We start from the raw sequence: 24,596 nt of genomic DNA, 5'->3' as shown, positions 1-24,596 counted from the left end.
GAAAATGCGGTAGGATTCCGACCGCAGCTCGTTAAGACAAACGAGCTAGCAATGAAGGCGCGGCGAAAAAGCCGCGCCAGACGACCCTGCTATTTGCTCATCGATGGGACGATGCCTTGAACCGCTGGATTCTGTCACTCATAGCCGCATTTACTTTGACCGGCCCGAGCTACGCCCAGATGCCGGCAATCTGTGGTGATCTGCGCGCCCGCCTTGCCGACCTGCCGCAGATCATCGGCAGCACGCCCGAGGTGCGCAAGTACGCCAGCGCTATCGCAGAACAGAACCTTGAGCTTCGCAAGGTGCGCAGCGATCTGCGCCAGAGCGGCTGCACGAGCGGCAGCATGGTGGTGATCGGCGACGACGACGGATACTGCGGGGAACTCGAGCGTGCAGAATCCAAGATGGTCGACAATATCCGCTATCTCCAGCAGCGTCGCGACGAGCTGCGCGGTCAAAGCGAGGATGTCCGCACGAGGAACGAACTTCTTGCCGCGCTCGATGACAATGGCTGCAACGAGGAACAATGGCCCGCCGACAGCGCCGAAGGATATGCGCCGCCACCAAGTATCGAAGATCAGGCGCTGCGAAGCGACACGTTCATTCCGTTGGGTGGTGATCCCAGCCGGCGCCGCGATGGTCTCCCGGGCATGTCGCCGCTCTCTCATCTGAACACCGTCTGCGTGCGAAGCTGTGACGGCGGCTTCTTTCCGTTGAGCTCGAACGCAACATCCCAGGACTTTGCCCGCGATGCCGACACCTGCTCGAAGATGTGTCCCGGCATCGACACCGAGCTCTTCTATCACGACGTCTCCAGCACCGAGACATCGCAGATGATCTCCGCGGCGACAGGCGCGCCCTACAGCGCCATGCCGAATGCCTTCGCCTACAAGAACCGCAAGCCCGGCGAAAAATCGTCCTGCAGCTGCGATCTCAACGCCTACTACGAGCGGATGCGAAAAAGCCAATCCATCAGCGAACCGCCGCAGGGGTCGATCACCACGATCGAAACCAAGAAGCCCGAGACCAAGAGCCCGACCGCCGCACTCGCGGTTCCGCAGCCACAGGTGCCTGACAGGCCTTACGACCCGGCAAACAAGGTCCGTCAGATCGGCCCGCAGTTCCTGGCGGGCGACCAAGGCACGATCGACCTCAAGAACCCGGCAAAGCCAGGTCCCCAACCGCAGCAATAGTAGCCGCCCAGTCTGCAGACTTGCCCCAACGATCCATAAACACAAGCTCCTCCAGCGGTAGGCGCTGGCGCCAACCTTTGACCGCCAGTTCCGGTTGGTCATAGAGCTGATCGACGTAGCCTAGGCACAGCCAGGCAACGATCTCCACCCGCTCGGGAACGCCGAGAATCCCCTTGATATCGGACTCGTGAAAGATGCTCACCCAGCCGACCCCGACACCTTCGGCGCGCGCTGCCAGCCACAAATTCTGCACGGCGCAGACCGTTGAGTAGGAGTCCATTCGCCGGTTGTGGGTTCGTCCGAGAACGACATCACCGCAGCGATCGGGATCACAGGTGACGCAAATGCTGAGCGGTGCGGCTCGGATGCCCTCCAGCTTCAGCGACCGGTAGAGCTGCTGTCGCTCCCCCTGAAACATCTCGCCGGCCTCGCGATTAGCGCGATCGAACGCCTGCCAAACCGCCTCCTTCATCCGCTGATCGCGCACCAGGATGAAGTTCCAGGGCTGCATGAATCCGACAGACGGCGCGTGGTGCGCAGCCGTCAAAAGCCTGCTGACGACGTCGTCGGGTATGGGATCCGGGAGAAACTCCGAACGCACGTCACGGCGCGTCGAAATCGCCCTGTAGACGGCGTCACGGTCCTCGGTCGAAAAGGCTGCAGCTCCCGACAGGGAGCTTGAATGGTCTGGTCGCATCGTCAATCCCCAACAACACAACCGCCCGCCGTCCACGCGGGTCAGTCTATGATGTCGGGCCGGTCTTCTGACTTGGCGTCATCCGACTGCCGCGCCTTCCCGGTACTGGACCAGTGGCGTGTTGCGGCAGTCGTCAGCCTTACAGCGTTGGGCACGTTTCGGTCTCTCACCGAATTCCCGATTCTCCCGCCTGAGACGGGCACCCGACGGACGGTCTATGCCGGCAAAAATCACGCGATGCAATCCCTCAAGAAGAGACCGGGTAGTAACGCACATAGGCGAACTCATCGCCCGACGGCGACCAGTTCGGCACGTTGATCGTTCCCTGCCCGCCGAAGAGATCGAAGAGTGTTGTCAGGTTGCCCCCATCCATGTCCATCAGCCGCAGCCGTACATTGAGATCGCGCGGGTGGTCGAAGACGTCGGGATCGTAGGAAAGGACCAGGACTTTATCGTTGTTGGGCGAAGGATGAGCAAACCAATTCCCATAATTGTCGCTGGTGATCTGCTCGAGGCCGGTCCCATCCGGGTGAATGCGCCAGATCTGCATGAGGCCTGTGCGGCTGGAATTGAAGTAGATCCATTGGCCGTCAGCGGAGTAGTCCGGCCCGTCATTGCGCCCCTCGCCGTGCGTCAATCGCTTTTCTTCGCCGCCATCCACGGAAATCGTGTAGATATCGAACAAGTCGTTGCGGATGCCGCAATAGGACAGTTGCGTCCCGTCGGGCGACCAGCCGTGCCAATAGGATGGCTGATTTTGCGTCACCAGACGCGGCGCGCCGCCTTCGGCGGGTAACACATAAATCGTCGACTTACCGAACTCAATCTTATCGGAAATGACGATCTGACGGCCATCAGGCGAAATGCCATGATCATTGTTGCAGGCCGTGGCAAAGCCGGTATCGACCTTTTCGACCTTGCCCGAACCGTCAAGCGCCAGACGGTACAGAAGACCGTCACCGTTCAGCAGAAGATAGCTACCATCGGGTGAAAAGTTCGGCGCCTCCACGAGTTGCGTGGTTTGCCAGACGACGCGCGCCTCGCGTGTCGTGATGTTGTAGATCTCGACGGAACTGCGCAATCTGAATCCTCCTGACATCGACCTCCGTCAGACCTACGACGGCCCGCCACGCAGCACAAGCAAATGCACCACGCCAGCTTCCACTGGACGTGTCTCTTGGGCGATCGGCGCCTTATCCACCACTCACAAATGCGGGAAACCTAACGGTTCATCTAGCATTCATGACGAGGATGTGACAGTTCGGTGAAGCTTTTATGACGTTGGAGTTTTCCGGTTGATCGCGTTGGTAATGAGGTCTGCAGCGGCAGCGCGCTTTGCGTCGCTTTCCACCGATTTCGGAGGAAGCGTCCGGTCGCCTGCTATACGCACAGCGCTCGGCGTCGCTCTTTGCGCCCTGCTTGCTCTCTTTGCTACGGCCGCGGTCGAGATAATTGCCCGCGATGGGCTGACCGACGTGCGCGAATTCCTGACATCGCCGGCGCGTCCCGGAATGACGACCGTTGTGATGTTGACTGTCCTGATGCTGTCGCTCGATGCCGCCTTGGGAAGACAATTCATTTCGGCGTTGATCGTTCTACCGCTGGTCTTCGTTCCCGCCATTGTCTCCAACCAGAAGCAGCATTACCTCACGGACCCCCTTTATCCATCCGACGTTCTTTTCGGGCGCCAGATCATGGAACTGCTTCCTGTCATGGTGCGCGACCGCCCCTGGACTGCTGTTGCGATGGTTGTCGGCATTGCCCTTTCCGCTGGCGCGATTGTCATCCTCTGGCGCTTCGCCTGGCGCAACTTCCCGAAACTCTCAAGGACCTCTCGCCTCCGCCACCTGTGCGTCGGCCTCCCCGTTATCGCGGCTTTCGGGTCATTAATGGACTATTCCCAGTATTCCTTCATCCGCGACCGCCTTCAGGTGGTTCCGATGATGTGGGACCAGAAGGAAAACTACCGCAGCAACGGCTTCATCCTCGCCTTCATCTTCAATATTCCGATGGCCGACGTTGCAGCACCGGCCGGCTTCGGTACGCAGGCGCTTGATGCTATCCCCGGCCGGAACTACGGCTATCTCAGCGGCCCACGAGAAAAGCCCGACGTGATCATGCTGATGAGTGAATCGTTCTGGGATCCGACCCGACTGAAGACGCTGAGCCTGTCGCCCGATCCCATGCCGACTATTCGCGCCGAGCAGTCTGGCCATGTATTCTCACCGGAGTTCGGCGGCATGACCGCCAACGTCGAATTCGAGGCGTTGACAGGCTTTTCCAATGCCTTCCTACCATATGGCAGCATCCCCTATCAGCAATACATTCGTCGCGATGTTCCCTCGCTCGCCACGTTCTTCCGCGGCGAGGGCTATGCGGCGCGCGCGCTGCATCCATTCAGCGGCTGGTTCTGGAACCGCAACGAAGTCTACAAGGACTTCGGTTTCGAGCAGTTCCGCTCTGAAGAAACCATGCCTGCGATGGAAAAGAGGGGTATCTTCGCTTCGGATGAGTCGCTCATGAAGGAGATCATGCGCGAGGCCGACGGTATTGATCGTCCGTTCTTCTTCTTTGGTGTCACCCTGCAGGGACATGGTCCCTACGAGCCGAACCGTTACGTACACAACACCGTCGACATCAAGGGCAACCTGAACGATGCGGACCGGGCCACGCTGGCCACCTACACGCAAGGGATCAAGGAAGCCGACGACAGCCTCAAGATGCTGATGAATTGGGCCGAGAAGCGCGATCGCGAGACGATCATCGTCCTCTGGGGCGATCACCTTCCGCCGCTCGGCAACGTCTATATGGCGACCGGCTACATGCCGGACCAGGTTGCCACGCGTAAGGCATCGGTCAGCGTCATGAAGCAGGAACACGAGACGCCGCTCGTCATCTGGTCCAACAAGAAAGGCAGCAAGAAGGACGTCGGCACGATCAGCCCATCGCTGCTGCCCTACCATCTCTTGAAGTTCGCAGGCTTCGAGCATCCCTACTACACGGGCTTTCTCGGCCGCGTGCGGAAGAAGTACAGCGTCATCGATCGCTACCAACTAATTGCGCGTGACAACACGCCGTCGCCCGATTGGGTCCTGAAGCCGAAGAACCTCGATCCTCTCGTACGGGACTATCGATATCTCCAGCACGACATCATGTTTGGCAAGGCTCAGACGCTCGGTCGCTTCTTCCCACAGCATGCCTGGCTGTATGCGCAAGGCACGTAAGAGAGCGGCACAAGCCCGCATTGCAATTTGAAAACATTACGGAATACTGGCGCCCGAGCGATCTAGCATTCGGAGTTAGCCATGCATAATCTATCGGACTTCATCCACCATCACTTCGACAAACCTGTTGACGAACTCGGTGAGATCGAGAAGCGCGTTCTCGCAAAAGCCCATGAGCGTAAGATAATCTCGACCGATATCAATGCGGCCTTGCAGGCGGAATCATCCACCGGACAGCGCCTGGCGGATTCGATTGCCCGCGTCGGCGGCTCATGGTCGTTCATTGTCGCCTTCTTCCTGTTCCTGGTCTTCTGGTGCGTCGTAAACACGGTCGTACTACTCACACGCGCCTTCGATCCCTATCCCTTTATCTTCCTCAATCTCGTGCTCTCGATGCTTGCCGCAATCCAGGCTCCCATCATCATGATGTCGCAGAACCGGCAAGCAGAGCGCGATCGCTTCGAAGCGGCGAAAGACTACGAAGTCAATCTCAAAGCTGAACTGGAAGTTCTTTCTCTACATCAGAAGATAGATATGCGCGTGCTCACCGAAATTGCAGCACTGCGCGAAGACATCGAGCGACTGAATCAGCGTCTGCCCAGTTGATGGAACGATCGGGGATCGCTTGAATTTAACTATACCGACCGATTAACGATCCGCTAGCCAAGTCTCGCATTGAAACACCATCACAAATGTAAGAGGAGCAATTGGAACCAATCCGACCGACCGTACGAGACGATGCTCACTGGCCGACTGCATACACGCGATGAAATTCTTCATCATCCCCTGTTTCTGTCGATCGAACGCCAGATAGCGCGCCATCTTATCGGCATTCACAAGCGCGCTCCTCGTCTTGCCCGCCTCGCCGCCTCGCATCAAAAGTGGCTGCTGACACAAACGCTGTTCGCCATGCATACCGGACGCGATCGAGGCAATCCCGTTTCAGGGCTCACGGCCGGTCGCATGATGCAGGTCGCCAAGGAATTTGACCTAGCCAGCAAAAATACCGCGGCCTCGTTTCTTGCCGAACTCATCGCCTACAAATTTCTACGGGATGCTCCTGATGAAACGCCCGATCGGCGCCTCCGTCGCCTCGAAACGACCGAACTCAGCGAGGAGGCCATGGCCTCCTGGTTCCAGGGGCATATGGCCTGCCTCGACCAACTCGATGGCGGCAATCGTGCAAACCTGACTGCAGACACCCCCCGGCTCTTTCATCTCGCGCAGCCGCGTGCTGCGCGTGCTCTCATCCAGGAGCCGATCTGGAAGGAGCCACGGAGCAGTATCGGCCACTTTCTTTGGTCCGATGTCGGCGGCCTCGTGCTGCACGATCTAATCAGTCGCCTCCCCGACGACGCGCGGGAACACGACCGCATTCTGCTCAAAGGCGTGAGCATCAGCGAAATCGCCAATGAATTCGGCATCTCCCTCACCAACCTGAAGCGGATGTTCAAGAAAGCCCAAACCGATAACCTGCTTGGCTGGGAAAGTCCCCGCAACCGCGGTGCATTGTGGCTCTCGCGCACATTCATCGAAGACTATTTCCACTGGCAGTCCGCGAAGTTCGCCGAATTGGACAGCGCCATCCACTGGGCGGCCGGCCAAATCCCCTAGCACACACCACCAATAGTCGCATAGCTGCCGATGCCAGATGGCGGTCTGGCCGCAGACGCTCGGCATCAAGACCGGCGAGGCCGACGTGCGTGCTACCTGACGCCTTCTGCCAACAATCAGTCCTTGCCCAATAAAAAAGCCCGGCATCAGCCGGGCTTTTACCGTCCATCTTGTCTGATCAGCCGTTGACGGCCATCCGCTTTTCGTCGCGGCCACCCTTCATGCGCTCGGCCAGCAGGAAGGCAAGCTCCAGCGCCTGATCGGCATTGAGACGCGGGTCGCAATGCGTGTGGTAGCGATCGTGCAGATCCTCAGCCGTCACCGCGCGGGCGCCGCCTGTGCATTCGGTCACATCCTTGCCGGTCATCTCAATGTGGATGCCGCCCGGATGCGAGCCCTCGGCGCGATGGATCTGGAAGAAGCTCTCGACTTCCGACAGGATCCTCTCGAACGGGCGGGTCTTGTAGTTGTTCAACGTGATCGTATTGCCGTGCATCGGATCGCAGGACCACACGACCTTGCGACCTTCCCGCTCGACTGCGCGGATGAGACGCGGTAGATGCTCGGCAACCTTATCGTGGCCGAAGCGGCAGATCAGCGTCAACCGGCCCGCTTCATTCTGCGGATTGAGGATGTCGATCAGGTTCAACAGATCGTCGGCCTGCAGCGACGGGCCGCACTTGAGGCCGATCGGGTTTTTGATGCCGCGGCAGTATTCGACATGCGCGTGATCGGCCTGACGCGTACGGTCGCCGATCCAGATCATGTGGCCTGACGTCGCGTACCAGTCGCCGGATGTAGAGTCGACGCGGGTCAATGCTTCCTCGTAGCCAAGCAGCAGCGCTTCGTGGCTGGTGAAGAAATCCGTCTCGCGCAGACTCGGATTGTTTTCCGAGGTGATGCCGATGGCCTTCATGAAGTCCATCGTTTCGCTGATGCGGCCGGCAAGCTTGCGGTAGCGCTCGCCCTGCGGGCTATCCTTGACGAAGCCCAGCATCCACTGATGCACATTCTCCAGGTTGGCATAGCCACCCATCGCGAAGGCGCGCAGCAGGTTCAGCGTGGCAGCCGACTGGCGATATGCCATGGCCTGACGCTCCGGGTTCGGGATGCGTGCTTCCTCAGTGAACTCGATGCCGTTGATGATGTCGCCGCGGTAGCTCGGCAGCGATACGCCGTCCTGCGTCTCAATGCCGGAAGAGCGCGGCTTGGCAAACTGGCCGGCGATGCGGCCAACCTTGACGACCGGCAGCTGCGCACCGAACGTCAGCACGACGGCCATCTGCAGGAAGGCACGGAAGAAATCGCGGATATTGTCTGCACCATGCTCGGCGAAGCTCTCGGCACAGTCCCCGCCTTGCAGGAGAAAACCGTTGCCTTCAGCAACGTTGGCGAGATGCTTCTTCAACCGGCGTGCTTCACCTGCAAAGACGAGCGGCGGATAGGATGCGAGCTGGGCTTCCGTTGCTGCCAGCGCCATCTGGTCCGGATAGTCCGGAACCTGCTGGATCGGTTTTTGCCGCCAACTGCTCGGAGTCCAATTCTGTGCCATCTCACTCACCTGTTTCCGCATCCGGTCCGTCCGGATGTTCCGTCCTAAAAATGTTGCGCGGCTTATAAACCTTTAGCGCCATCTTGCATAGCGGCGTTCCGCTCTTTGGCGTTACTGATTCAATCGACCAACAACAGGCGATATAAAGGAATTCCGCGGCGCGTTTTCAAACAATAGGCGCGCAATTTAACGGTCGAGAAACCAAGACAGTTTGTATCTAATTTAGGCTTATACCTTAGAAACACCCTCAATTTTGATGGCGCGTCATGATGACTCCCGCTTGAGCACCGATGGCATGGTGGAACCGTGGGATTGATTTCGTGCGCAGCTTGTATCGTTTCTGCACTGACCGTTCCGGCAATTTCGGTCTATTGACGGCTATTCTGATGGTGCCGCTCATCGGCTCCGCGGGCGTGGCCGTCGACTTCGCCCATGCGCTGAGCTTGCGCACGCAGCTCTACGCGGCCGCCGACGCCGCAGCGGTCGGCGCAATCGCGGCAAAGTCAGCCGCAACAACCGCCGCAATGAAGATGACAAGCGATGGCCCGATCTCGGTCGGAAAAGACGATGCGCGAAACATTTTCGTCGCGCAGATGCAGGGTGAACTGACGGCAAGCGATGTAGCCGTTGACGTTCAGGTGAGCCGCGCGTCCAACAAGCTCAACTCCTCTGTGACCTTCACCGCACAAGTCCCGACGTCGTTCATGCAGATCTTTGGCCGGCAAAGCGTAGAAATATCTGGCACCGCCACGGCCATGTTTCAGACGGCTTCCTTCATGGATTTCTACATCCTGCTCGACAACACGCCGTCGATGGGCGTCGGCGCGACACCGGCTGATGTCGCTATCATGGAACAGAAGACTCCGGATACCTGTGCCTTTGCCTGCCACATCGTGTCGGAAGCTGGTGTCGAGGACAAGAACAGCTATTACAATATCGCCCGCAACAATGGCGTCACCTTACGCGTCGACGTGGTTCGCCAAGCTACGCAAAAACTGACCGAAACGGCCAAAAACGAACGCCAGTCCGACAACCAGTTCAGAATGGGTGTCTACACGTTCGGCAAGAAGGCGGAAGACGCGACCCTGACCACAATTTCAGCGCCGATTACGGACCTCGACAAGGTCGCGACATACACGAACGCTGTCACTCTGATGTCGATCCCGAGACAAGGCTACAACAACGATCAGCAGACGAGCTTCGACAACTCGCTGACACAGATGAACAAGATCATTTCAACGCCGGGAGATGGCAGCACCGAGGCCCAGCCGCAGAAGATTCTGTTCTTCGTGTCCGACGGCGTCGGCGACAGCAAGAAGTCGAACTGCACGAAACCGAAGACCGGCGAGCGTTGCCAGGAGCCAATCGACATTTCCTTCTGCAAGTCGCTGAAGGATCGGGGCGTCAAGATCGCAGTACTCTACACTACCTACCTGCCGCTGCCGAAGAACAGCTGGTACAACACGTGGATCAAGCCTTTCCAAAGCGAAATCCCGACGAAGATGCAGAGCTGCGCTTCGCCCGGTCTCTATTTCGAAGTCACGCCTACACAGGGGATCACGGACGCCATGCAGGCGCTGTTCCTGAAGGTCATCCGCATGCCCCGCATCACCAGCTGATCGGCGTTAAACGCGAACGCCGTCCCGAATGCGATAGTTCGGCGCATACATTGTGACGAGCTCTTCGGCTGCCGTCGGATGCACCGCCATCGTCCGGTCGAAATCGTCCTTGGTGCAGCCGGCCTTCAAAGTGATGCCGAGGATCTGAGCCATTTCTCCGGCATCGTGGCCGAGGATGTGCGCACCGACGACCTTGCGACTGGAAGCGTCGACAATCAGCTTCATGATCATCTTCTCGCCCCGCCCCGACAGCGTTGCCTTCAGCGGCCGAAACTGCGCCCGATAGACCTCGAGCTCCTTGTAGCGCTTGCTCGCCTCTTCCTCGGTCAACCCGACGGTACCGATCTCTGGCTGCGAGAATACCGCCGTTGCGATCGTCTCGTGATCCGGCTTGGTCGGGTTATCCTTGTACTCGGTCTCGATGAAGCACATCGCCTCGTGGATCGCCACCGGCGTCAACTGTACCCTGTCGGTGACATCGCCGAGCGCGTAGATATTCGGGACGCTGGTGCGCGAATATTCGTCGACGACCACCGCCCCACGCTCGTCGGTCTTCACGCCGGCGGCTTCCAGGCCAAGGCCTTCCGTGTTGGGGATGCGCCCAAGCGCCAGCATGACGACGTCAGCCATCAGCGTGCCGTTCTTCAACGTCTCGACCGAAAGACGGCCGTTCTCTTTCGAAACCTTCTGCAGCGCGTCGTGGCAGAGAATGCGAATGCCCTTGGCGGCCATCGCCTCGTGCAGCCCCCTGCGAAGGTCCTGATCGAAGCGCGACAGGATCTCGGCGCCACGGTAGATCAGCGTCGTCTCGACGCCGAGGCCGTGGAAGATATTGGCAAATTCCACCGCGATGTAACCGCCGCCGGCGATCACGATCGACTTCGGCAGTTCTTCCAGATGGAAGGCCTCGTTCGACGAAATGCAGAGGTCATTCCCCGGCAAGGCCGCATGCGGGTTCGGCCGGCCACCGGTCGCGATCACGATCGTCTTGGCGGTCACCGTCTTGCCGGTGTTGATCAGTCGAACCGTGTGGGCATCGACCAGCTCGGCGCGCGTTTCCAGGATCTCGGCGTTGGCGCCCGCAAGCCCCTTCTTGTAGAGCCCTTCCAAGCGCGCGATCTCGTTGTCCTTGGCGGCAATCAGCTTCTTCCAATCGAACGAACTCTCGCCGACCGTCCAGCCGAAACCGGCGGCATCCTCAAAGTGCTCGTGGAACTGAGCCGCGTATACGAAAAGCTTCTTGGGCACGCAGCCACGGATCACGCATGTTCCGCCGTAGCGGTACTCCTCTGCAATCGCGACCTTCTTACCAAGCGAAGCTGCAACGCGGGCGCTTCGCACGCCGCCTGAGCCCCCGCCAATGACAAAGAGATCGTAATCGTAGGATGTCATGAAAAACTCCGGCTGGAATCGGCTGTGAGGTGAAGGTGATATAGTATCGACTGTCGCAAAAACAAAAGCCCGGACGATGCCGGGCTTTTTAACACTTATCGACGTCCGCTTACGGCTTCGGCTTTGCAGCCGGCGTCGCAGCCTTCGGCGCGGCCGTTGCGGCTGGGTTGGCCGGATCAGCTGCCGGTGGCGGCGCCTTGATGACCTTGCTAAGCTCGGTGCTCGTCTGCTTCTGCAGGTCGCGAGAAATTCCCTGCGCCCAGATGTCGGCAGCCTTGACCGTCTCGCGCGATGCGATCGGGCCATCCTTCAGCAGCTTCTTGCCAACCGGCGAGTTGTAGAACTCGGCGATCGCGTTGAGTTCCTCGACAGAGAATGCCTTGGCATAGGTCAACGCGGCTTCCTTTTCGAGGTCGGCGCGACGCGGAGCAAGGGCAAGGGCCTGCTTGTCGACCTCAGCGGTGATCGCGTCTTGGTAGTTCGGCGAATCCTGGATGAGATCGGCCTTCAGACGCTCGGCGAGACCCGGCAGGATGTTGTCGAACTGTGCGGTGGCGCCGATCGCATCGATGGCAGCGCGCGCCGCCTTCAGCTGCTCCGGAGAAGCCTCCTGCGCGTGTGCAGCAGAGCCGAATGCGACGCCCGAAAGAATAACGGTCGCAGCAGCAAAACGGCCAAGACCTGCAAATTTAATCATGAGTTTCAATGCTCCTGTTACCTGTTCGCCCGCAGCGTGCGTGCACCTGCTGGACCCGCAATGATCGCAAGTGCCGCTATATTGAGAAAAAGCCCGTGTTCAACGACTCCGGGTATTGAATTCAGCTCGTTGGAAAGCGCCTCTGCATCAGGAATGCGGCCAAAAGATGCATCGATGATGTAGTGGCCGCCGTCCGTCATGAAGTCTTCGCCACCTGATTGGCGCAGCGTCAGGCTGCCGCTCAACCCCAGTTTGGAGGCCTTCTTTTCGATTGCCATGCGTGTGGAGACCAACCCAAACGGATTTACCTCGATCGGCAGTGGAAATGCGCCGAGCGTCGCGACCAGTTTGCTTTCGTCGGCAATGACGATCATGCGCTGAGATGCCGCAGCAACGATCTTCTCGCGCAGTAGCGCACCACCACCACCCTTGATGAGCGTCAGGTCAGAATCGACCTCATCCGCGCCATCGATCGTCAGATCGAGTTCCGGCAGTTCATCGAGTGACTTCAGCGGCACGCCGAGCTCGACGCAAAGCCTTGCCGTGCGTTCGGACGTTGGCACTCCTTCGACCTTGAAACCGGCTGAAACCTTCTCCGCGAGCAGCCGAACGAACTCCTCGGCAGTGCTCCCGGTTCCGATTCCAAGTCGCATGCCGTATTCGACATGAGCGAGTGCGGCCTCAGCGGCCTTGATCTTCATTTCGCGGGCATCCATGCGCCGCTGACTCCGATTATTGCGTTGGATGTGCTGTTTACACGGCTCGCTTGCCAAACGAAAGCCAAAATAGCGTAATGATTTTCGAAAAGCCGTGGGCATCTGCAACTGGTCGTCTTTGCCGCGAAACGTTGCTTTTGCCGTCCTCATCACCTACTGCCTGATAACATCATTTCTGAAAGGCGGAATCCTTGACCCCTGCCCTCGTTGTATTCGATCTCGACGGAACACTGCTCGATACTCACTCCGATCTGGTCGAAAGCATAAACCATACGATTGCCGAGCTCGGCATGGCGCCAGTCAGCTATGACGACCTGACGCACCTGGTCGGATACGGTGCCAAGGTCATGATCGAGCGGGCTTGCAACCTTCGGGGGCACGCGTTGCAGCCTGAGCAACTCCCATCTCTACTCGACCGGTTCATCACTCACTATTCCAACAACATGCCTGGACACACGGCGCCCTACCCGGGCCTAGTCGACGCAATGGACCAACTGAAGAGCGCCGGCTGCAAGCTTGCCGTTTGCACCAACAAGCTCGAAGGTCTGGCGCGCAGCCTGATCGAGAAGCTTGAACTCACCCACTATTTCGACGCCATCACGGGCGGCGATACCTTCACGGTCAGAAAGCCAGACGCCCAGCATCTCCTCGGAACCATCGAGCGCGCCGGCGGCGAAGCCGGCAACACCGTCATGATCGGCGACAGCGCCAACGACATTCTCGTTGCCCGAAATGCCGGCGTGCCCTCGATCGCCGTGCCGTTCGGCTATTCTGACGTCCCCGTCGAGACACTTGGGCCGACCCGTGTGATCACACATTTCAAGGAGCTCACGCCTGCGCTCGTGGACGAGTTGATCGCGGATGCTGCGAGACCGACTGCCGCAGTAGGCTGACACAAACGAAGAAAGGCGGCTCAACGGCCGCCTTTCTCGTATCGTCCTCTCGGCGCGGTCAGATCTGCGCGCCACGGGCTTTCGTCGTGGCATCGAAGGCCTTTTGCACATAGGCGTCACGGCCGTACACATCGTCGAAATATTGCACGACGCCATCCTTGTTCGGCCAGGCCGTGAAGTAGGCCACGTAGACCGGTATCTTCTGCGGAACCTGCAAGGCGTGGTTCTTGCCGGTCGCGATTTCCTTGCCGATCTGGTCCACCGACGTGTTCAAGACAGCCGCTGCCATCGCACGCGGCTCAGCAAGACGGACGCAACCATGGCTGAGGGCCCGCATGTCGCGCTTGAAGAAGCTCTTCGAGGGCGTGTCATGCATGTAGATGGCGTGGGCGTTCGGGAACAGGATCTTGAGTTCGCCAAGCGCATTGTCGTCGCTCGGCGGCTGGCGCACGGAGACGTTGGTCGTCGACCCGTACCAGTCGACGCTGGACGACGCCACGGCGCGACCGCCAACGGTTACCTCATAACCCATCCGGTCCAGATAACTCGGATCCGAGCGCAGACGTGGCAGCATCTCGTTGATGATGATCGACTGCGGCACGCCCCAGAACGGGTTAAACTCGACTGTCTCGATCTGATCCTGGAAGAAAAAGGTCTGGTGCGACGGCTGACCAACGACGACCCGCATCGACAACTGTTCCTTGTTGTCGTTGTGGTAGTAAACCATGTAGGCAGGCTGGTTGATGAAGACGTAACGCGAGCCGAGATCGGCTGGCAACCAGCGCGCCTGCTCCATGGCGACGATCAACTTCTCGACCTTTGAAGCATTGCTGTCGCCGCCGATCATGATGCGAACCGTCGCTTGGCCGACGACGCCGTCCGGCTTCAGTCCATGTTCCTTTTGGAAACCTTCGACGAGCGCAACGATCTCCGGCGAATACTCGGTGCTACCCGCATATGCGGCAAGCGTTGCCGCATGCTCGGCCTTCAGCGCAGCCGAACCGTGCTTGTCGATCGCCTTCACGATGTTCGGGATTTCGGAAGAGTTGTCGCCGGGACGAAGCAACCCATTCAGGGCGATATCGATGCGGTCGTCACCTGCGTCTTCGGCCCTCAGCTTCGTCAATTCACTTTCGAGCGCAACAAACTGCGGACCATCCGGCGTGCGGCTTCTGAGATAAGCGGCGGTATCCGGGCTCATACGGGCGAGCTTGAGAACGGGGGCAAGGTTCACGTCCTTGCGCTTGAAATCATGATAGCCGGACAGCTTGTTCGGATCGACGCGGCCGCGAATGGTGTCCTGCACATACGCGAGCACCTTGGCAGAAAGCTCCAGCTCGAACTGCGTCAGGGCGCGGTCGCGGATTGCTGGATCCGGATTGGCCGGATCCTCAGTCGGCACCTGCAACGCGTAGTCAGCCGGGTCAAGACCAACCGACGCCGCATCCGCCAATACGGCCATCGCCGCCTTGGCGCGATTGTTGACATCTGTTCCGGTGAGCCAAACCAGCGGGTTCTTCACGTCGCCGTAATAGACCTCAACGGCCTTGGCAACTTCGACAGGGGCGCGCACCTTTGCCTCGATGAGGAAGCGGCGCTGGACCGATGGCATGGTCTCGGTCGCAGCCGACGCGTCGGCGACTGCTCCGGTGACGACAGGATCCGTGAATTTGCCGGTATCGACGAGGCGCATCGCATCGGGCTGGTAGGTATAGTAGCGCGGGCTCGATACCTTCGGCAGAGGTGCATCCGGCGCCGACTGAAGGAACGAGGGAATGGACGGCCTCGGATTGACAATCGTGCTCTGGGTCCGAGCGCGATCCCCGCGGATCATATCCATCAACGTGTAGGCATGCGCGGGCGCGACACCCATCGCAGCCATACCGCAGGAAAGCGCGAGTGCGGAAGCCGCACCTTTCAAAAGGAATGTCATGCTTTTATCCAGTCCCAGTGTCATGCTGTCTTAAAATCGCGGGCGAGACCCGCCTCAGAACTCGTTTCATCCGGCGCGAGCGTCACATGGCAGAAAGCAGGCGCCGCCGCCAGCCTCAGCCAACTCAACCTACAGTAACGCGACAAACTCTTCCGTTGATCCGCAGCTCACACAAAATTATGAAATTATTGGTTAATTTTTTACTTTATTTTCGGCTTCAGACACAGTGGCCAAAAAGCCGCTGAAAGATAAAAAATCAGCCGTGTCTAAAAGATCACTGATCCTAGCAAATAATATGAATTGCCCATTCATGTTTTCATTTCTGGACGGTTTTCTTCGGCCCGTTTCGGACCTATAAGACCGCATCTTTGAGAGGCACCGCGACAGAAAGGCATGGCCATGACCTCCACCCGCACCGAAACAGATACGTTCGGCCCGATCGAAGTGCAAAATGACCGATATTGGGGTGCGCAGGCGCAACGCTCGCTCGGCAATTTCAAGATCGGCTGGGAAAAGCAGCCACTTTCGATCGTCCGCGCCCTCGGCATCGTGAAGCAGGCAGCGGCCCGCGCAAACATGGCGCTCGGCCAGCTCGATCCTGCGATCGGCAACCCTATTGGGGATGCGGCACAGGAGGTTATCGACGGTAAGCTCAACGACCATTTCCCTCTGGTCGTCTGGCAGACGGGCTCCGGCACGCAGTCGAACATGAATGCCAACGAGGTGATCTCCAACCGTGCGATCGAATTGCTGGGCGGCGTGATGGGCTCGAAGAAGCCGGTGCATCCGAACGATCACGTCAATATGAGCCAGTCGTCGAATGATACTTTTCCGACGGCGATGCATATCGCCTGCGCAGAGCAGATCGTGCGCCACCTGTTGCCGAGCCTGAAGCACCTTCATGCCGCGCTCGACATGAAGGTCACCGAGTTCAGCCACATCATCAAGATCGGCCGCACGCATACGCAGGACGCAACGCCACTGACGCTTGGCCAGGAATTTTCCGGCTATGCGGCGCAGGTTGGCTCCGCGATCAAGCGCATTGAATTGACGCTCCCCGGTCTTTGTGAACTGGCCCAGGGCGGCACCGCGGTCGGGACGGGCCTCAACGCGCCGATCGGATTTGCTGAGAAGGTCGCCGACGAGATTGCCGAGATCACCGGCCTGCCCTTCGTCACCGCCCCGAACAAGTTCGAGGCGCTCGCCGCTCATGACTCGATGGTCTTCAGCCACGGCGCGATCAATGCGGCCGCCGCCGCTCTCTTCAAGATCGCCAACGACATCCGCCTCTTGGGCTCCGGCCCGCGCGCCGGCCTCGGCGAACTCGCCCTTCCCGAAAACGAGCCCGGCTCCTCCATCATGCCCGGCAAGGTCAACCCGACGCAGTGCGAGGCTCTCACCCAGGTTTGCATTCATATCTTCGGCAACAATGCTGCTTTGACCTTCGCCGACAGCCAGGGCCACTTCGAACTCAATGTCTACAATCCGATGATGGCCTACAATTTCCTCCAGTCGGTACAGCTGCTCGGTGACGCCGCCGTCTCCTTCACCGATAATTGCGTCGTCGGCATCGAGGCGCGCGAGGATAACATCAAGGCTGGCCTCGAGCGGTCGCTGATGCTGGTCACGGCGCTCGCCCCGAAGATTGGCTATGACAATGCTGCCAAGATCGCCAAGACTGCGCACAAGAACGGTACCACCCTGAAGGAAGAAGCGCTGGCAAGCGGCCTCGTCACCGTCGAGGAATATGACGCGATCGTCCGCCCCGAAACGATGATCGGCCCGAAGTAAATCCGCGGTCGAGCCTGATCGAAATAGCTGACACCGCCGCACTCACGGCGGTGTTTCCACAGGTTTCATGACCAAAACAGACAAGTTTTAGAATTATTGCAATTGCGAAGATGCCCGAATAGACCATCTGCGATTTCGGTCCGCATGAAAGGTCCTTCGATGGCTGACGATCTTTTCCCCCTCAGCGAAGACTCCACTCCATACCGCAAGATCAGCAGCGACTATGTCTCTGTCGACAGCTTCAAGGGACAGGACGTCCTGACCGTCGAGCCAGAGGGCATTCGCCTGCTTGCCGAAACAGCCTTCGCCGACATCAACCATCTCTTGCGGCCCGGCCACCTCAAGCAGCTCGCCTCGATCCTCGATGATCCGGAAGCAACCGACAACGACCGCTTCGTCGCCTACGATCTCTTGAAGAACGCCAACATCGCGGCCGGCGGTGTGCTGCCGATGTGCCAGGATACCGGCACGGCGATCATCATGGCCAAGAAGGGCCGCCGCGTCTGGACCGAAGGCGGGGACTATTCGGCCCTGGCCAAGGGCGTCATGGACGCCTACGAGAAGAAAAACCTGCGGTATTCACAGCTCGCGCCCATCAAGATGTTCGAAGAGAAGAACACCAAGAACAATCTCCCGGCGCAGATCGACATCTATGAGGAAGGCACCGATACCTATGATTTCCTGTTCGTCGCCAAGGGCGGCGGCTCTGCCAACAAGACCTTCCTTTACCAGGGTACGCCGTCGCTGTTGACGCATGACCGCATGATCGACTTCCTCAAGGAAAAGATCCTTACGCTAGGTACGGCAGCCTGTCCCCCCTACCATCTGGCAATCGTCATCGGTGGCACATCCGCCGAGATGAACCTTAAGACCGTCAAGCTCGCCTCGACACGCTATCTCGACGATCTGCCGACCGAAGGTTCGGAAAGCGGCCATGCGTTCCGCGATGTCGCGATGGAGAAGGAAATCCACAAGCTGACGCAGCAGATGGGCGTCGGCGCCCAGTTCGGCGGCAAATATTTCTGCCACGACGTGCGCGTCGTTCGCCTGCCGCGCCACGGCGCTTCGCTGCCGATCGGCCTTGGCGTCTCCTGTTCCGCCGACCGCCAGGCGAAGGGGAAGATCACCCGCGAGGGCATCTTCATCGAGCAGCTGGAGACGGATCCGTCGAAATATATGCCTGAGATAGACGAGTCGAAACTGTCGGAATCGATGGTCCGTATCGACCTCAACCAGCCGATGTCCGGCATTCTCGCCGAGCTCAGCAAGCATCCGGTCAAGACGCGTCTGTCGCTTACGGGAACGATTATCGTCGCACGCGACCTCGCCCACGCCAAGATCCGCGAGCGGCTGGAAAAGGGCGAAGGCATGCCCGACTACATGAAGAACCATCCAGTCTATTACGCCGGTCCGGCCAAGACCCCGGCAGGCTATGCCTCCGGCTCCTTCGGCCCGACCACAGCCGGTCGCATGGATTCTTATGTCGACCAGTTCCAGTCTTTCGGCGGCTCTATGGTGATGCTTGCCAAGGGCAACCGTTCCCGCGCTGTGCGCGAAGCCTGCAAGAAGCACGGCGGCTTCTACCTCGGCTCCATCGGCGGACCGGCCGCGCGGCTGGCTCAGGACTGCATCAAGAAGGTCGACGTGCTGGAATATCCGGAACTCGGGATGGAAGCCGTCTGGAAGATCGAGGTCGAAGACTTCCCGGCTTTTATCGTTACCGATGATAAGGGCAACGACTTCTTCCAGGAATTCAACCTCGGCTGACCCGACCTCAATGGATCGCCGCGGTTGCCCCATGGTCGACCGCGGCGTTATCGCTTTGGCTCTCGGAGCCCGCAGTACTGAATACCTCCTCTGCCGTCACACTAGCGCGGATGTCATTGCGGAAGACCCCATCGAAGAAGCCGTTCTGCTGAATCAGCGCCACAGACCCAGCGATAACGGCGGCGGCGAGTACGATGGGTGAAGTGTGACTGGACGTTTCCATGCTCTCTGGCCTTCCAGTGGAGCCCCGGGTTCCGCTGGGAAGGAACGTGCGCCTTTTCAGCGACGCACAACAGAGCTTCCAATCGACACCGACTGTCAACAATTTGGAGACGATCAAAAGCAACCAAAACGGCTTGCGGGATTTTAATTTCGCGTTATTCGCGCATAAGGCGCAACGGTCGTTACATCGACAAAAATTCTCAGATAAAATCAATGCGATAAGCAAATATGGAGAAGATCGGCCAAATCTCACATGTAATCATTGGTATATCCCCCCTTAATCATTTCCCAATATTTGTAAGCTAACAAATTAAAGACTGCATTTGACATTCAATTGAGGAGTAGTCGCATGACGACGGCCGCAGCGCCAACGAGGGCGCAGGTTCCTGACGTGGCAGGTCAGATCACGTTCGCCATGCGCTCCATGGGCGTTGCGCCAATCCCGCGCAATTACGAGCTCTTCTACGAAGCCTACATCGGCTCTAACCCGGCGCTGACGCGGGACCTGGCAGCCCTCGGCAGCCAGGCAACGCAGGAGGAATTGGACGCCCTCGGTGCGCAATATTTTGCGCACAGCCCCGCCCGCGTGTTTGATGACGCCCATGGCCGCATCGCCGCCGAGCTAGAGACGCTGCTGCGCGTCCTGCGCCAGGAGCAGATATCGCTGGAAAGCTACAACAAGCTGCTTGGCGAAACCTACAAGCGGATCAGTTCGAAGAACCACACAAGCGTAGAGCTTATCGAGAACGCGCTCACCCTGCTGACCGAGGCAACTGGCGACACAATGGCGCACGGCGAACGCACGGTCGAAAACGTCGTCCAGCGTTCACAGGAAATGGATCAGGTCCGCAAGGAACTCGACGAGTACAAGCGCATCGCCAACACCGATTCGTTGACGCGCCTGTCGAACCGTCGCGCCTTCGACGACCGCCTGTCGGCCGTCTTCAACAATCCGACCATGCGCCCAGTCACCGCGCTCGTGCTTGCCGACATCGACAACTTCAAGAAGATCAACGACACCTATGGTCATCCGGTCGGTGACAAGATCCTTGCGACCGTTGCCTCGGTCATCCGCGCCAACGTGCGCCGCGACGTTTTCGTCGCCCGCACCGGCGGCGAGGAATTCGCCCTGATCATTGAGGGCAACACTTCCGAGGAAGTGATGGGCACGGCCGAGCGCATCCGCCGTACGCTGGAAACGACCCCCTTCACGAACTCGCGCACGAGGATCAATTACGGACCTGTTACCGTGTCGGTCGGCGTCTGCATGGCATCCTACGCGGAGGACGCCGGCGAGCTTTACCATAAGGCCGATGTTGCGCTTTATGGCGCCAAGAATTCGGGCCGCAACTGCAGCGTCCTCTTTGAAGACGGCATGCAGAAAGACTTCACCAAAAGCTGGCTGATCTACAAGGGATAGGTCTTGGGCGACACTGCCCTGGCCTTCCCGGTCACAGTCGATTGTCCCGATCACTCGTCGCTAACGCAGGCAACAGCGATCGATGGCCTGCATGCGAGCCCGTTGGAAGACCTACTGAAGTTACCACATCGTCTTGGCCGCACGCTCCGGCCATTCGCGATCATAGGTCTCGTAGTCGAAATCCCCCGTCGCCGCCTTCAGCATCAGTCCCGGCGTCGGCAAGCTCTTTGGATCAACGAAGGTTTCCGGATTCCAAAGCTCGGAACGGATCAGCGCGCGGGCACACTGGAAATAGACCTCGTCGATTGTGATGACGATCACCGTCCGCGGGTACTTGCCGTCCATCACAAAGCTGGACACGACCGCTTCGTCGTTCGTCACAACGCCGCGCCCGTTGACGCGCATCGTGATATTCGAGCCGGGAATAAGAAACATCAGCGCCAGGCGTGGGTCGCGTACGATGTTAGAGAGCGAATCGACGCGGTTGTTGCCGCGCCAGTCAGGCAGATGCAGCGTTCTGTCATCAATGATGCGCACGACGCCGCCGATATCGCCTCGCGGCGAACAGTCGAGCCCCTCGGGTCCCACCGTCGCAAGCGCCACAAAAGGCGAGGCCTCGATCATCTCTCGGTATAGCGGCGTCAGGTAGTCCGTCACCTTGGCCACGGACGCCCGCGTCAGCCCGCCAGCATAGATGGCCGCGAGTTCTTCCAGGGTTTCGATGATTTTCATGATTGACCTGCCGCGTTGTTGTCGCAGCCTTTAGCTGCCTAACGTGACGCTACAATGACGTGCGCCGTGCGGAAAGGTCGAAAAGTGGAATGATCTCAGCATCTTTGCCGGAAGTAGCGCTGGCAAGAAAGTCTGTGATCGCCTCCAGAACGGGCGCCGCGCTGACAATCCGGCGATGGCCGAACCCATTCGCCCAGTGGAGCCTGACGTCATTGCTCGCCGCCGCGTAGCGGCGCGCATGCTTGGCGCCCACTTCCTTGTCGTCCTCCGCATGGACGACCAGCACCGGACGCCGGATCGCTCCGGCCGCCCTGCCCGCATCGAATTCCTCAAGTCTCCGGCCGGCGACACAACGTACCTCGTTCTCCAACGCTTGCTGCGCGGGCTTCGCAAGCCCGATCATCTTGCCGAAATCCTTGAAGAGCCAGTGCATCTCGCTCGGCGAGCCGATGAGCACCAGCCTTTCCGGCAGCACGGCGGCAGTCCCGGGCAGCATGCCAGACGCAGCCACCATCAGCGCAGCGCCACCGAAGGAATGGCCGAGTGTGGCGTCGAATGCACCGAAGCGACGTTCAGCCGCAGCGATCGCCTTCACCGCCATGCCCATATGGAGGGACCGCCCTGGCGCGCGTCCGTGTCCGGGAAAATCGACGACGATCACCTCGGCGCCGGTCGCCACCAGCGTCTCGACAAGGTCGGCCATGTATTCGCCGCTCGATCCCCAGCCGTGCGTCACGAGGTAACGCGGCCGGCGTCCCAGCGCACCGCCATTCAGCCGATACGCATGGGCCCGGCCGCCGCCGGCAAGGGGAAGCACGAATCGCTCTGCGCTGGCAAGCTTTGCCGCACCGGCTGCATGCGCCGCCTTCGCCTTCTCGCCCTTAGGTCTGCGCGACGGCGTCAGGCAGAACAGTCGAAACGCCGCCTTTCCAGCCATGCGCGGCGAAACCGACTGCAGCAGGGAAAATCCGAGGCGGGTGACCTTCAGCGTAAAGTTTGTCATAGTGGGAATCCAACAATGTTCAACACTGAACAATAAAGTACAACGATGAACAAAAATCAATCCCTACCCTGGGATCATCCCCGTTTTCGCAGCTGGATCGCCGTCGCCCGCGCCTGCCAGCTCATGCAGCAGTCACTCGGTCGCTCGCTATCTGAACTCGATATCAAGACCCCGCATCTCGATATTCTGATCAACCTCTACCGCTTTGAAGGCATCTCGCAGCAGGAATTAGCCCGCAAACTGCTGGTCGGCCGCTCGAACATGAGCATGCTGCTGCCGCAGATGGAAATGCGCGGGCTGATCGAACGGCGTGGCGATGCGAAGGACAAGCGTGTGCTGCGGCTCTTCCTGACTCAGGAAGGCCGCGAAGTCACGGAGAAGGCCATGGTCATTCAGACCGACCTTATCGAGCGCGTGCTGTCACCAGAACCGATCGAGCAATGCATGGCGATGGCCGATTCGATGGAGCGGATTATCCGCGTGCTGCAGCACGACCTTATCGACGAAGACTGACCCTAGTGCACGGTATGGCCAACCGAATGCCCCGCTAGGGACTTGTACTCCCAGGCGGCCACCACGATCAGTACCGCCGTCGCGAGCATACCGGCGAGGTAGACCTCGATGAACGGCGCAATGAAGGCGAGCAGGATCAGGAGGACAAGGCCGGCCAGATGCGAGAGCGGCAAGCGCCCGCTGGTCGCCCCCTTGAACCAGAGGTTGCCGGCGAGAAATAGCCCGGAGCCACCAAGCACCGAGGCCATGACGCCGAGATTGCCGGTCTCGTGCGGATGCGAGAACATGAACTCGACTGTGACGGCGTGAACGATGATGCCTGCCAGGATCGGGATATGGGCATAGGTAAAGGCCTGCCGCGCCAAGCTTCCCGGCGTTTCGTCGTGTTCGATCCGATGCGCCGCCCTCTCGTGGCCGAAGCGGAAATAGAGCCACCACATCGCCACCGTTCCGACAAATCCGGTCCCGAAGACGACTGCGGTCAACGGCGAAAACGGCATTTCCGAGAATGTCCGGCCCGAAACCAGCACCGCTTCGCCAAGGCAGATGATGACGAAGAGCGCGCAACGCTCGGCCATATGTGCCCCGGATACATCCCAGTCGGAAGCAGTGGACTTGCCGAGCCCCGGTACGGCAAAGCCGCTCGCCGGCCCCGCATACTCGATCGCAAGAGCGACCAGCCACGCAATCATCCGCGCTTCATGTTCCAGGAAGCCACCGGCGATCCAGAATATGCCGGAAACGATCAGCCAGGTACTGATGCGGAGAAAATTGCGGTAGTTGGAAGCGCTCGCCTCCTTGACGGCATATGTGGTGAAGAGCGAGCGACCGACCTGCATCAGCACGTAGGCGCCCGCAAAGAGCAGCCCCTTGTCGCCGAAAGCCTCGGGGATGGAGGCAGATAGAACAAGGCCGAGCAGCATCAGCACGACGAGCATGCCCCGAACGGGCATCTTGTCGGGATCGAGCCAGTTCGTCACCCAGGCCGTGAAGATCCAGACCCACCAGACCGCAAAGGTCATCAGGCCAGCCTCAAGAGCGCCGAGTGGAGTATAATGGGCCGCAAGCGCATGCGAGAGCTGCGAGATCGAGAAAACGAAGACGAGATCGAAAAACAGTTCAAGAAAGGTGACCCTGCTCCCGCCTGGACTGCCCTTCGCGCGCAGCCAGTTTCGTTTGTTCATTCCCGCCATGCTTCCCCCTGCGCAGTTGTCGTTCAGCGTGGTTTTTCTGAGGTGTCGCGGTTCATGCCCTTCTCGCGCAGCTCTTCTTCATAGGCAGCAAACAGCTCTTGGCCACGCTCGCCAAGTTCGCGCAGATAGGTCCAGGTAAAGATGCCGGTATCGTGCATATCGTCGAAACCGATGCGCACCGCATAATTGCCGGTCGGTGTCAGAGAGAGGATCGCGACATTGCGCTTGCCAGGCACCGTCACCCTCTGTCCCGGCCCGTGCCCCTGCACCTCCGCGGATGGAGAAAGCACACGCAGCATCTCGGCGGAAAGATCGAAGCTCTGCCCATCGTTGAACGTGACAACGAGGTGCTGCCGGTCTTTCGAAACTCTGAGTTCAGTCGGCCATATATCGCTCATGATCCCATTCCCCTTCAAAATCACGAG

The 24,596-nt window shown here is 59.3% G+C and carries 22 protein-coding genes and 1 riboswitch; of the genes, 10 read left to right on the top strand and 12 right to left on the bottom strand.

What is annotated here, in order from left to right:
• Positions 1-116 precede the first annotated feature (116 nt).
• On the top strand, positions 117-1,193 hold the full coding sequence (locus tag K9B32_RS01975) for a DUF2865 domain-containing protein (RefSeq protein WP_224560222.1): 1,077 nt from the start codon (positions 117-119) through the stop codon (positions 1,191-1,193).
• Here K9B32_RS01975 and bluB read toward each other — a convergent pair.
• Both bluB and K9B32_RS01965 read right to left on the bottom strand, forming a co-directional pair.
• Complete coding sequence (gene bluB / locus K9B32_RS01970; protein ID WP_224560221.1) at positions 1,153-1,890, bottom strand: 5,6-dimethylbenzimidazole synthase; 738 nt, start codon at positions 1,888-1,890, stop codon at positions 1,153-1,155. The two genes, K9B32_RS01975 and bluB, sit on opposite strands and share 41 nt — an antisense overlap.
• A gap of 39 nt (positions 1,891-1,929) precedes the next feature.
• Positions 1,930-2,112: riboswitch (cobalamin riboswitch) on the bottom strand.
• A 25-nt stretch (positions 2,113-2,137) separates the two neighbouring features.
• Complete coding sequence (locus K9B32_RS01965; protein WP_224560220.1) at positions 2,138-2,971, bottom strand: TolB family protein; 834 nt, start codon at positions 2,969-2,971, stop codon at positions 2,138-2,140.
• Positions 2,972-3,200: 229 nt separating this feature from the next.
• On the opposite strand from K9B32_RS01965, the gene K9B32_RS01960 reads away from it, so the two are divergent.
• The 3 genes from K9B32_RS01960 (at position 3,201) to K9B32_RS01950 (ending at position 6,728) form a co-directional block, all read left to right on the top strand.
• Positions 3,201-5,114, top strand: coding sequence for an LTA synthase family protein (locus K9B32_RS01960; RefSeq protein WP_411969671.1), 1,914 nt, complete (start codon positions 3,201-3,203; stop codon positions 5,112-5,114).
• Between the two features lie 81 nt (positions 5,115-5,195).
• Complete coding sequence (locus tag K9B32_RS01955) at positions 5,196-5,720, top strand: DUF1003 domain-containing protein (protein WP_007792901.1); 525 nt, start codon at positions 5,196-5,198, stop codon at positions 5,718-5,720.
• Positions 5,721-5,852: 132 nt separating this feature from the next.
• Entirely contained in the window at positions 5,853-6,728 is an 876-nt protein-coding gene (locus K9B32_RS01950; protein ID WP_224560218.1) for a hypothetical protein, read from the top strand.
• 178 nt (positions 6,729-6,906) lie between these two features.
• Here K9B32_RS01950 and K9B32_RS01945 read toward each other — a convergent pair whose 3' ends face one another.
• Positions 6,907-8,280 carry a class II 3-deoxy-7-phosphoheptulonate synthase gene (locus tag K9B32_RS01945; RefSeq protein ID WP_224560217.1) on the bottom strand — a complete coding sequence of 458 codons (1,374 nt, stop codon included), beginning with the start codon at positions 8,278-8,280 and terminating at the stop codon, positions 6,907-6,909.
• A gap of 290 nt (positions 8,281-8,570) precedes the next feature.
• Here K9B32_RS01945 and K9B32_RS01940 point away from each other — a divergent pair, with 290 nt between their 5' ends.
• Positions 8,571-9,899, top strand: a complete 1,329-nt coding sequence (locus tag K9B32_RS01940) for a TadE/TadG family type IV pilus assembly protein (protein WP_224560216.1) — start codon at positions 8,571-8,573, stop codon at positions 9,897-9,899.
• 6 nt (positions 9,900-9,905) lie between these two features.
• Here K9B32_RS01940 and gor read toward each other — a convergent pair whose 3' ends face one another.
• The 3 genes from gor to rpiA form a co-directional block, all read right to left on the bottom strand.
• Positions 9,906-11,291 (bottom strand): glutathione-disulfide reductase, encoded by a 1,386-nt coding sequence (gene gor, locus K9B32_RS01935; protein WP_224560215.1) that lies wholly within the window; start codon positions 11,289-11,291, stop codon positions 9,906-9,908.
• Positions 11,292-11,400: 109 nt separating this feature from the next.
• Complete coding sequence (locus K9B32_RS01930) at positions 11,401-11,988, bottom strand: DUF2059 domain-containing protein (RefSeq protein ID WP_224560214.1); 588 nt, start codon at positions 11,986-11,988, stop codon at positions 11,401-11,403.
• 17 nt (positions 11,989-12,005) lie between these two features.
• Positions 12,006-12,704, bottom strand: a complete 699-nt coding sequence (rpiA, locus tag K9B32_RS01925) for a ribose-5-phosphate isomerase RpiA (RefSeq protein ID WP_224560213.1) — start codon at positions 12,702-12,704, stop codon at positions 12,006-12,008.
• A 191-nt stretch (positions 12,705-12,895) separates the two neighbouring features.
• Here rpiA and K9B32_RS01920 point away from each other — a divergent pair, with 191 nt between their 5' ends.
• Positions 12,896-13,597, top strand: a complete 702-nt coding sequence (locus K9B32_RS01920; protein WP_224560212.1) for an HAD family hydrolase — start codon at positions 12,896-12,898, stop codon at positions 13,595-13,597.
• A gap of 58 nt (positions 13,598-13,655) precedes the next feature.
• Here the strand turns inward: K9B32_RS01920 and K9B32_RS01915 are convergent, their stop codons facing one another.
• Entirely contained in the window at positions 13,656-15,530 is a 1,875-nt protein-coding gene (locus tag K9B32_RS01915) for a murein L,D-transpeptidase (RefSeq protein ID WP_224560211.1), read from the bottom strand.
• A 399-nt stretch (positions 15,531-15,929) separates the two neighbouring features.
• Between K9B32_RS01915 and fumC the strand changes: the two genes are divergently transcribed.
• Together fumC and K9B32_RS01905 are read left to right on the top strand one after the other, a co-directional pair.
• Entirely contained in the window at positions 15,930-17,321 is a 1,392-nt protein-coding gene (gene fumC / locus K9B32_RS01910) for a class II fumarate hydratase (protein WP_224560210.1), read from the top strand.
• Between the two features lie 159 nt (positions 17,322-17,480).
• Positions 17,481-19,088 (top strand): fumarate hydratase, encoded by a 1,608-nt coding sequence (locus tag K9B32_RS01905; protein ID WP_224560209.1) that lies wholly within the window; start codon positions 17,481-17,483, stop codon positions 19,086-19,088.
• 7 nt (positions 19,089-19,095) lie between these two features.
• Here K9B32_RS01905 and K9B32_RS01900 read toward each other — a convergent pair whose 3' ends face one another.
• Positions 19,096-19,311 carry a hypothetical protein gene (locus K9B32_RS01900; protein ID WP_224560208.1) on the bottom strand — a complete coding sequence of 72 codons (216 nt, stop codon included), beginning with the start codon at positions 19,309-19,311 and terminating at the stop codon, positions 19,096-19,098.
• A 348-nt stretch (positions 19,312-19,659) separates the two neighbouring features.
• Here K9B32_RS01900 and K9B32_RS01895 point away from each other — a divergent pair, with 348 nt between their 5' ends.
• Entirely contained in the window at positions 19,660-20,730 is a 1,071-nt protein-coding gene (locus K9B32_RS01895; protein WP_224560207.1) for a GGDEF domain-containing protein, read from the top strand.
• Positions 20,731-20,850: 120 nt separating this feature from the next.
• Here K9B32_RS01895 and K9B32_RS01890 read toward each other — a convergent pair whose 3' ends face one another.
• The gene (locus K9B32_RS01890) at positions 20,851-21,462 is read right to left on the bottom strand and encodes a pyridoxamine 5'-phosphate oxidase family protein (protein WP_224560206.1); all 612 of its coding nucleotides are present in this window, start codon (positions 21,460-21,462) and stop codon (positions 20,851-20,853) included.
• 49 nt (positions 21,463-21,511) lie between these two features.
• Positions 21,512-22,465, bottom strand: a complete 954-nt coding sequence (locus K9B32_RS01885) for an alpha/beta hydrolase (protein WP_224560205.1) — start codon at positions 22,463-22,465, stop codon at positions 21,512-21,514.
• A gap of 45 nt (positions 22,466-22,510) precedes the next feature.
• On the opposite strand from K9B32_RS01885, the gene K9B32_RS01880 reads away from it, so the two are divergent.
• On the top strand, positions 22,511-22,978 hold the full coding sequence (locus tag K9B32_RS01880; RefSeq protein WP_224560204.1) for a MarR family winged helix-turn-helix transcriptional regulator: 468 nt from the start codon (positions 22,511-22,513) through the stop codon (positions 22,976-22,978).
• Between the two features lie 2 nt (positions 22,979-22,980).
• Here K9B32_RS01880 and K9B32_RS01875 read toward each other — a convergent pair whose 3' ends face one another.
• Entirely contained in the window at positions 22,981-24,171 is a 1,191-nt protein-coding gene (locus tag K9B32_RS01875; RefSeq protein ID WP_224560203.1) for a low temperature requirement protein A, read from the bottom strand.
• Between the two features lie 23 nt (positions 24,172-24,194).
• The gene (locus K9B32_RS01870; protein ID WP_224560202.1) at positions 24,195-24,569 is read right to left on the bottom strand and encodes a gamma-butyrobetaine hydroxylase-like domain-containing protein; all 375 of its coding nucleotides are present in this window, start codon (positions 24,567-24,569) and stop codon (positions 24,195-24,197) included.
• Positions 24,570-24,596 lie beyond the last annotated feature (27 nt).

It is taken from the genome of Rhizobium sp. 3T7 (assembly GCF_020166565.1).
In the GTDB taxonomy this organism is placed as follows: domain Bacteria; phylum Pseudomonadota; class Alphaproteobacteria; order Rhizobiales; family Rhizobiaceae; genus Rhizobium.
This window is presented reverse-complemented; position numbering and strand designations above follow the sequence as displayed.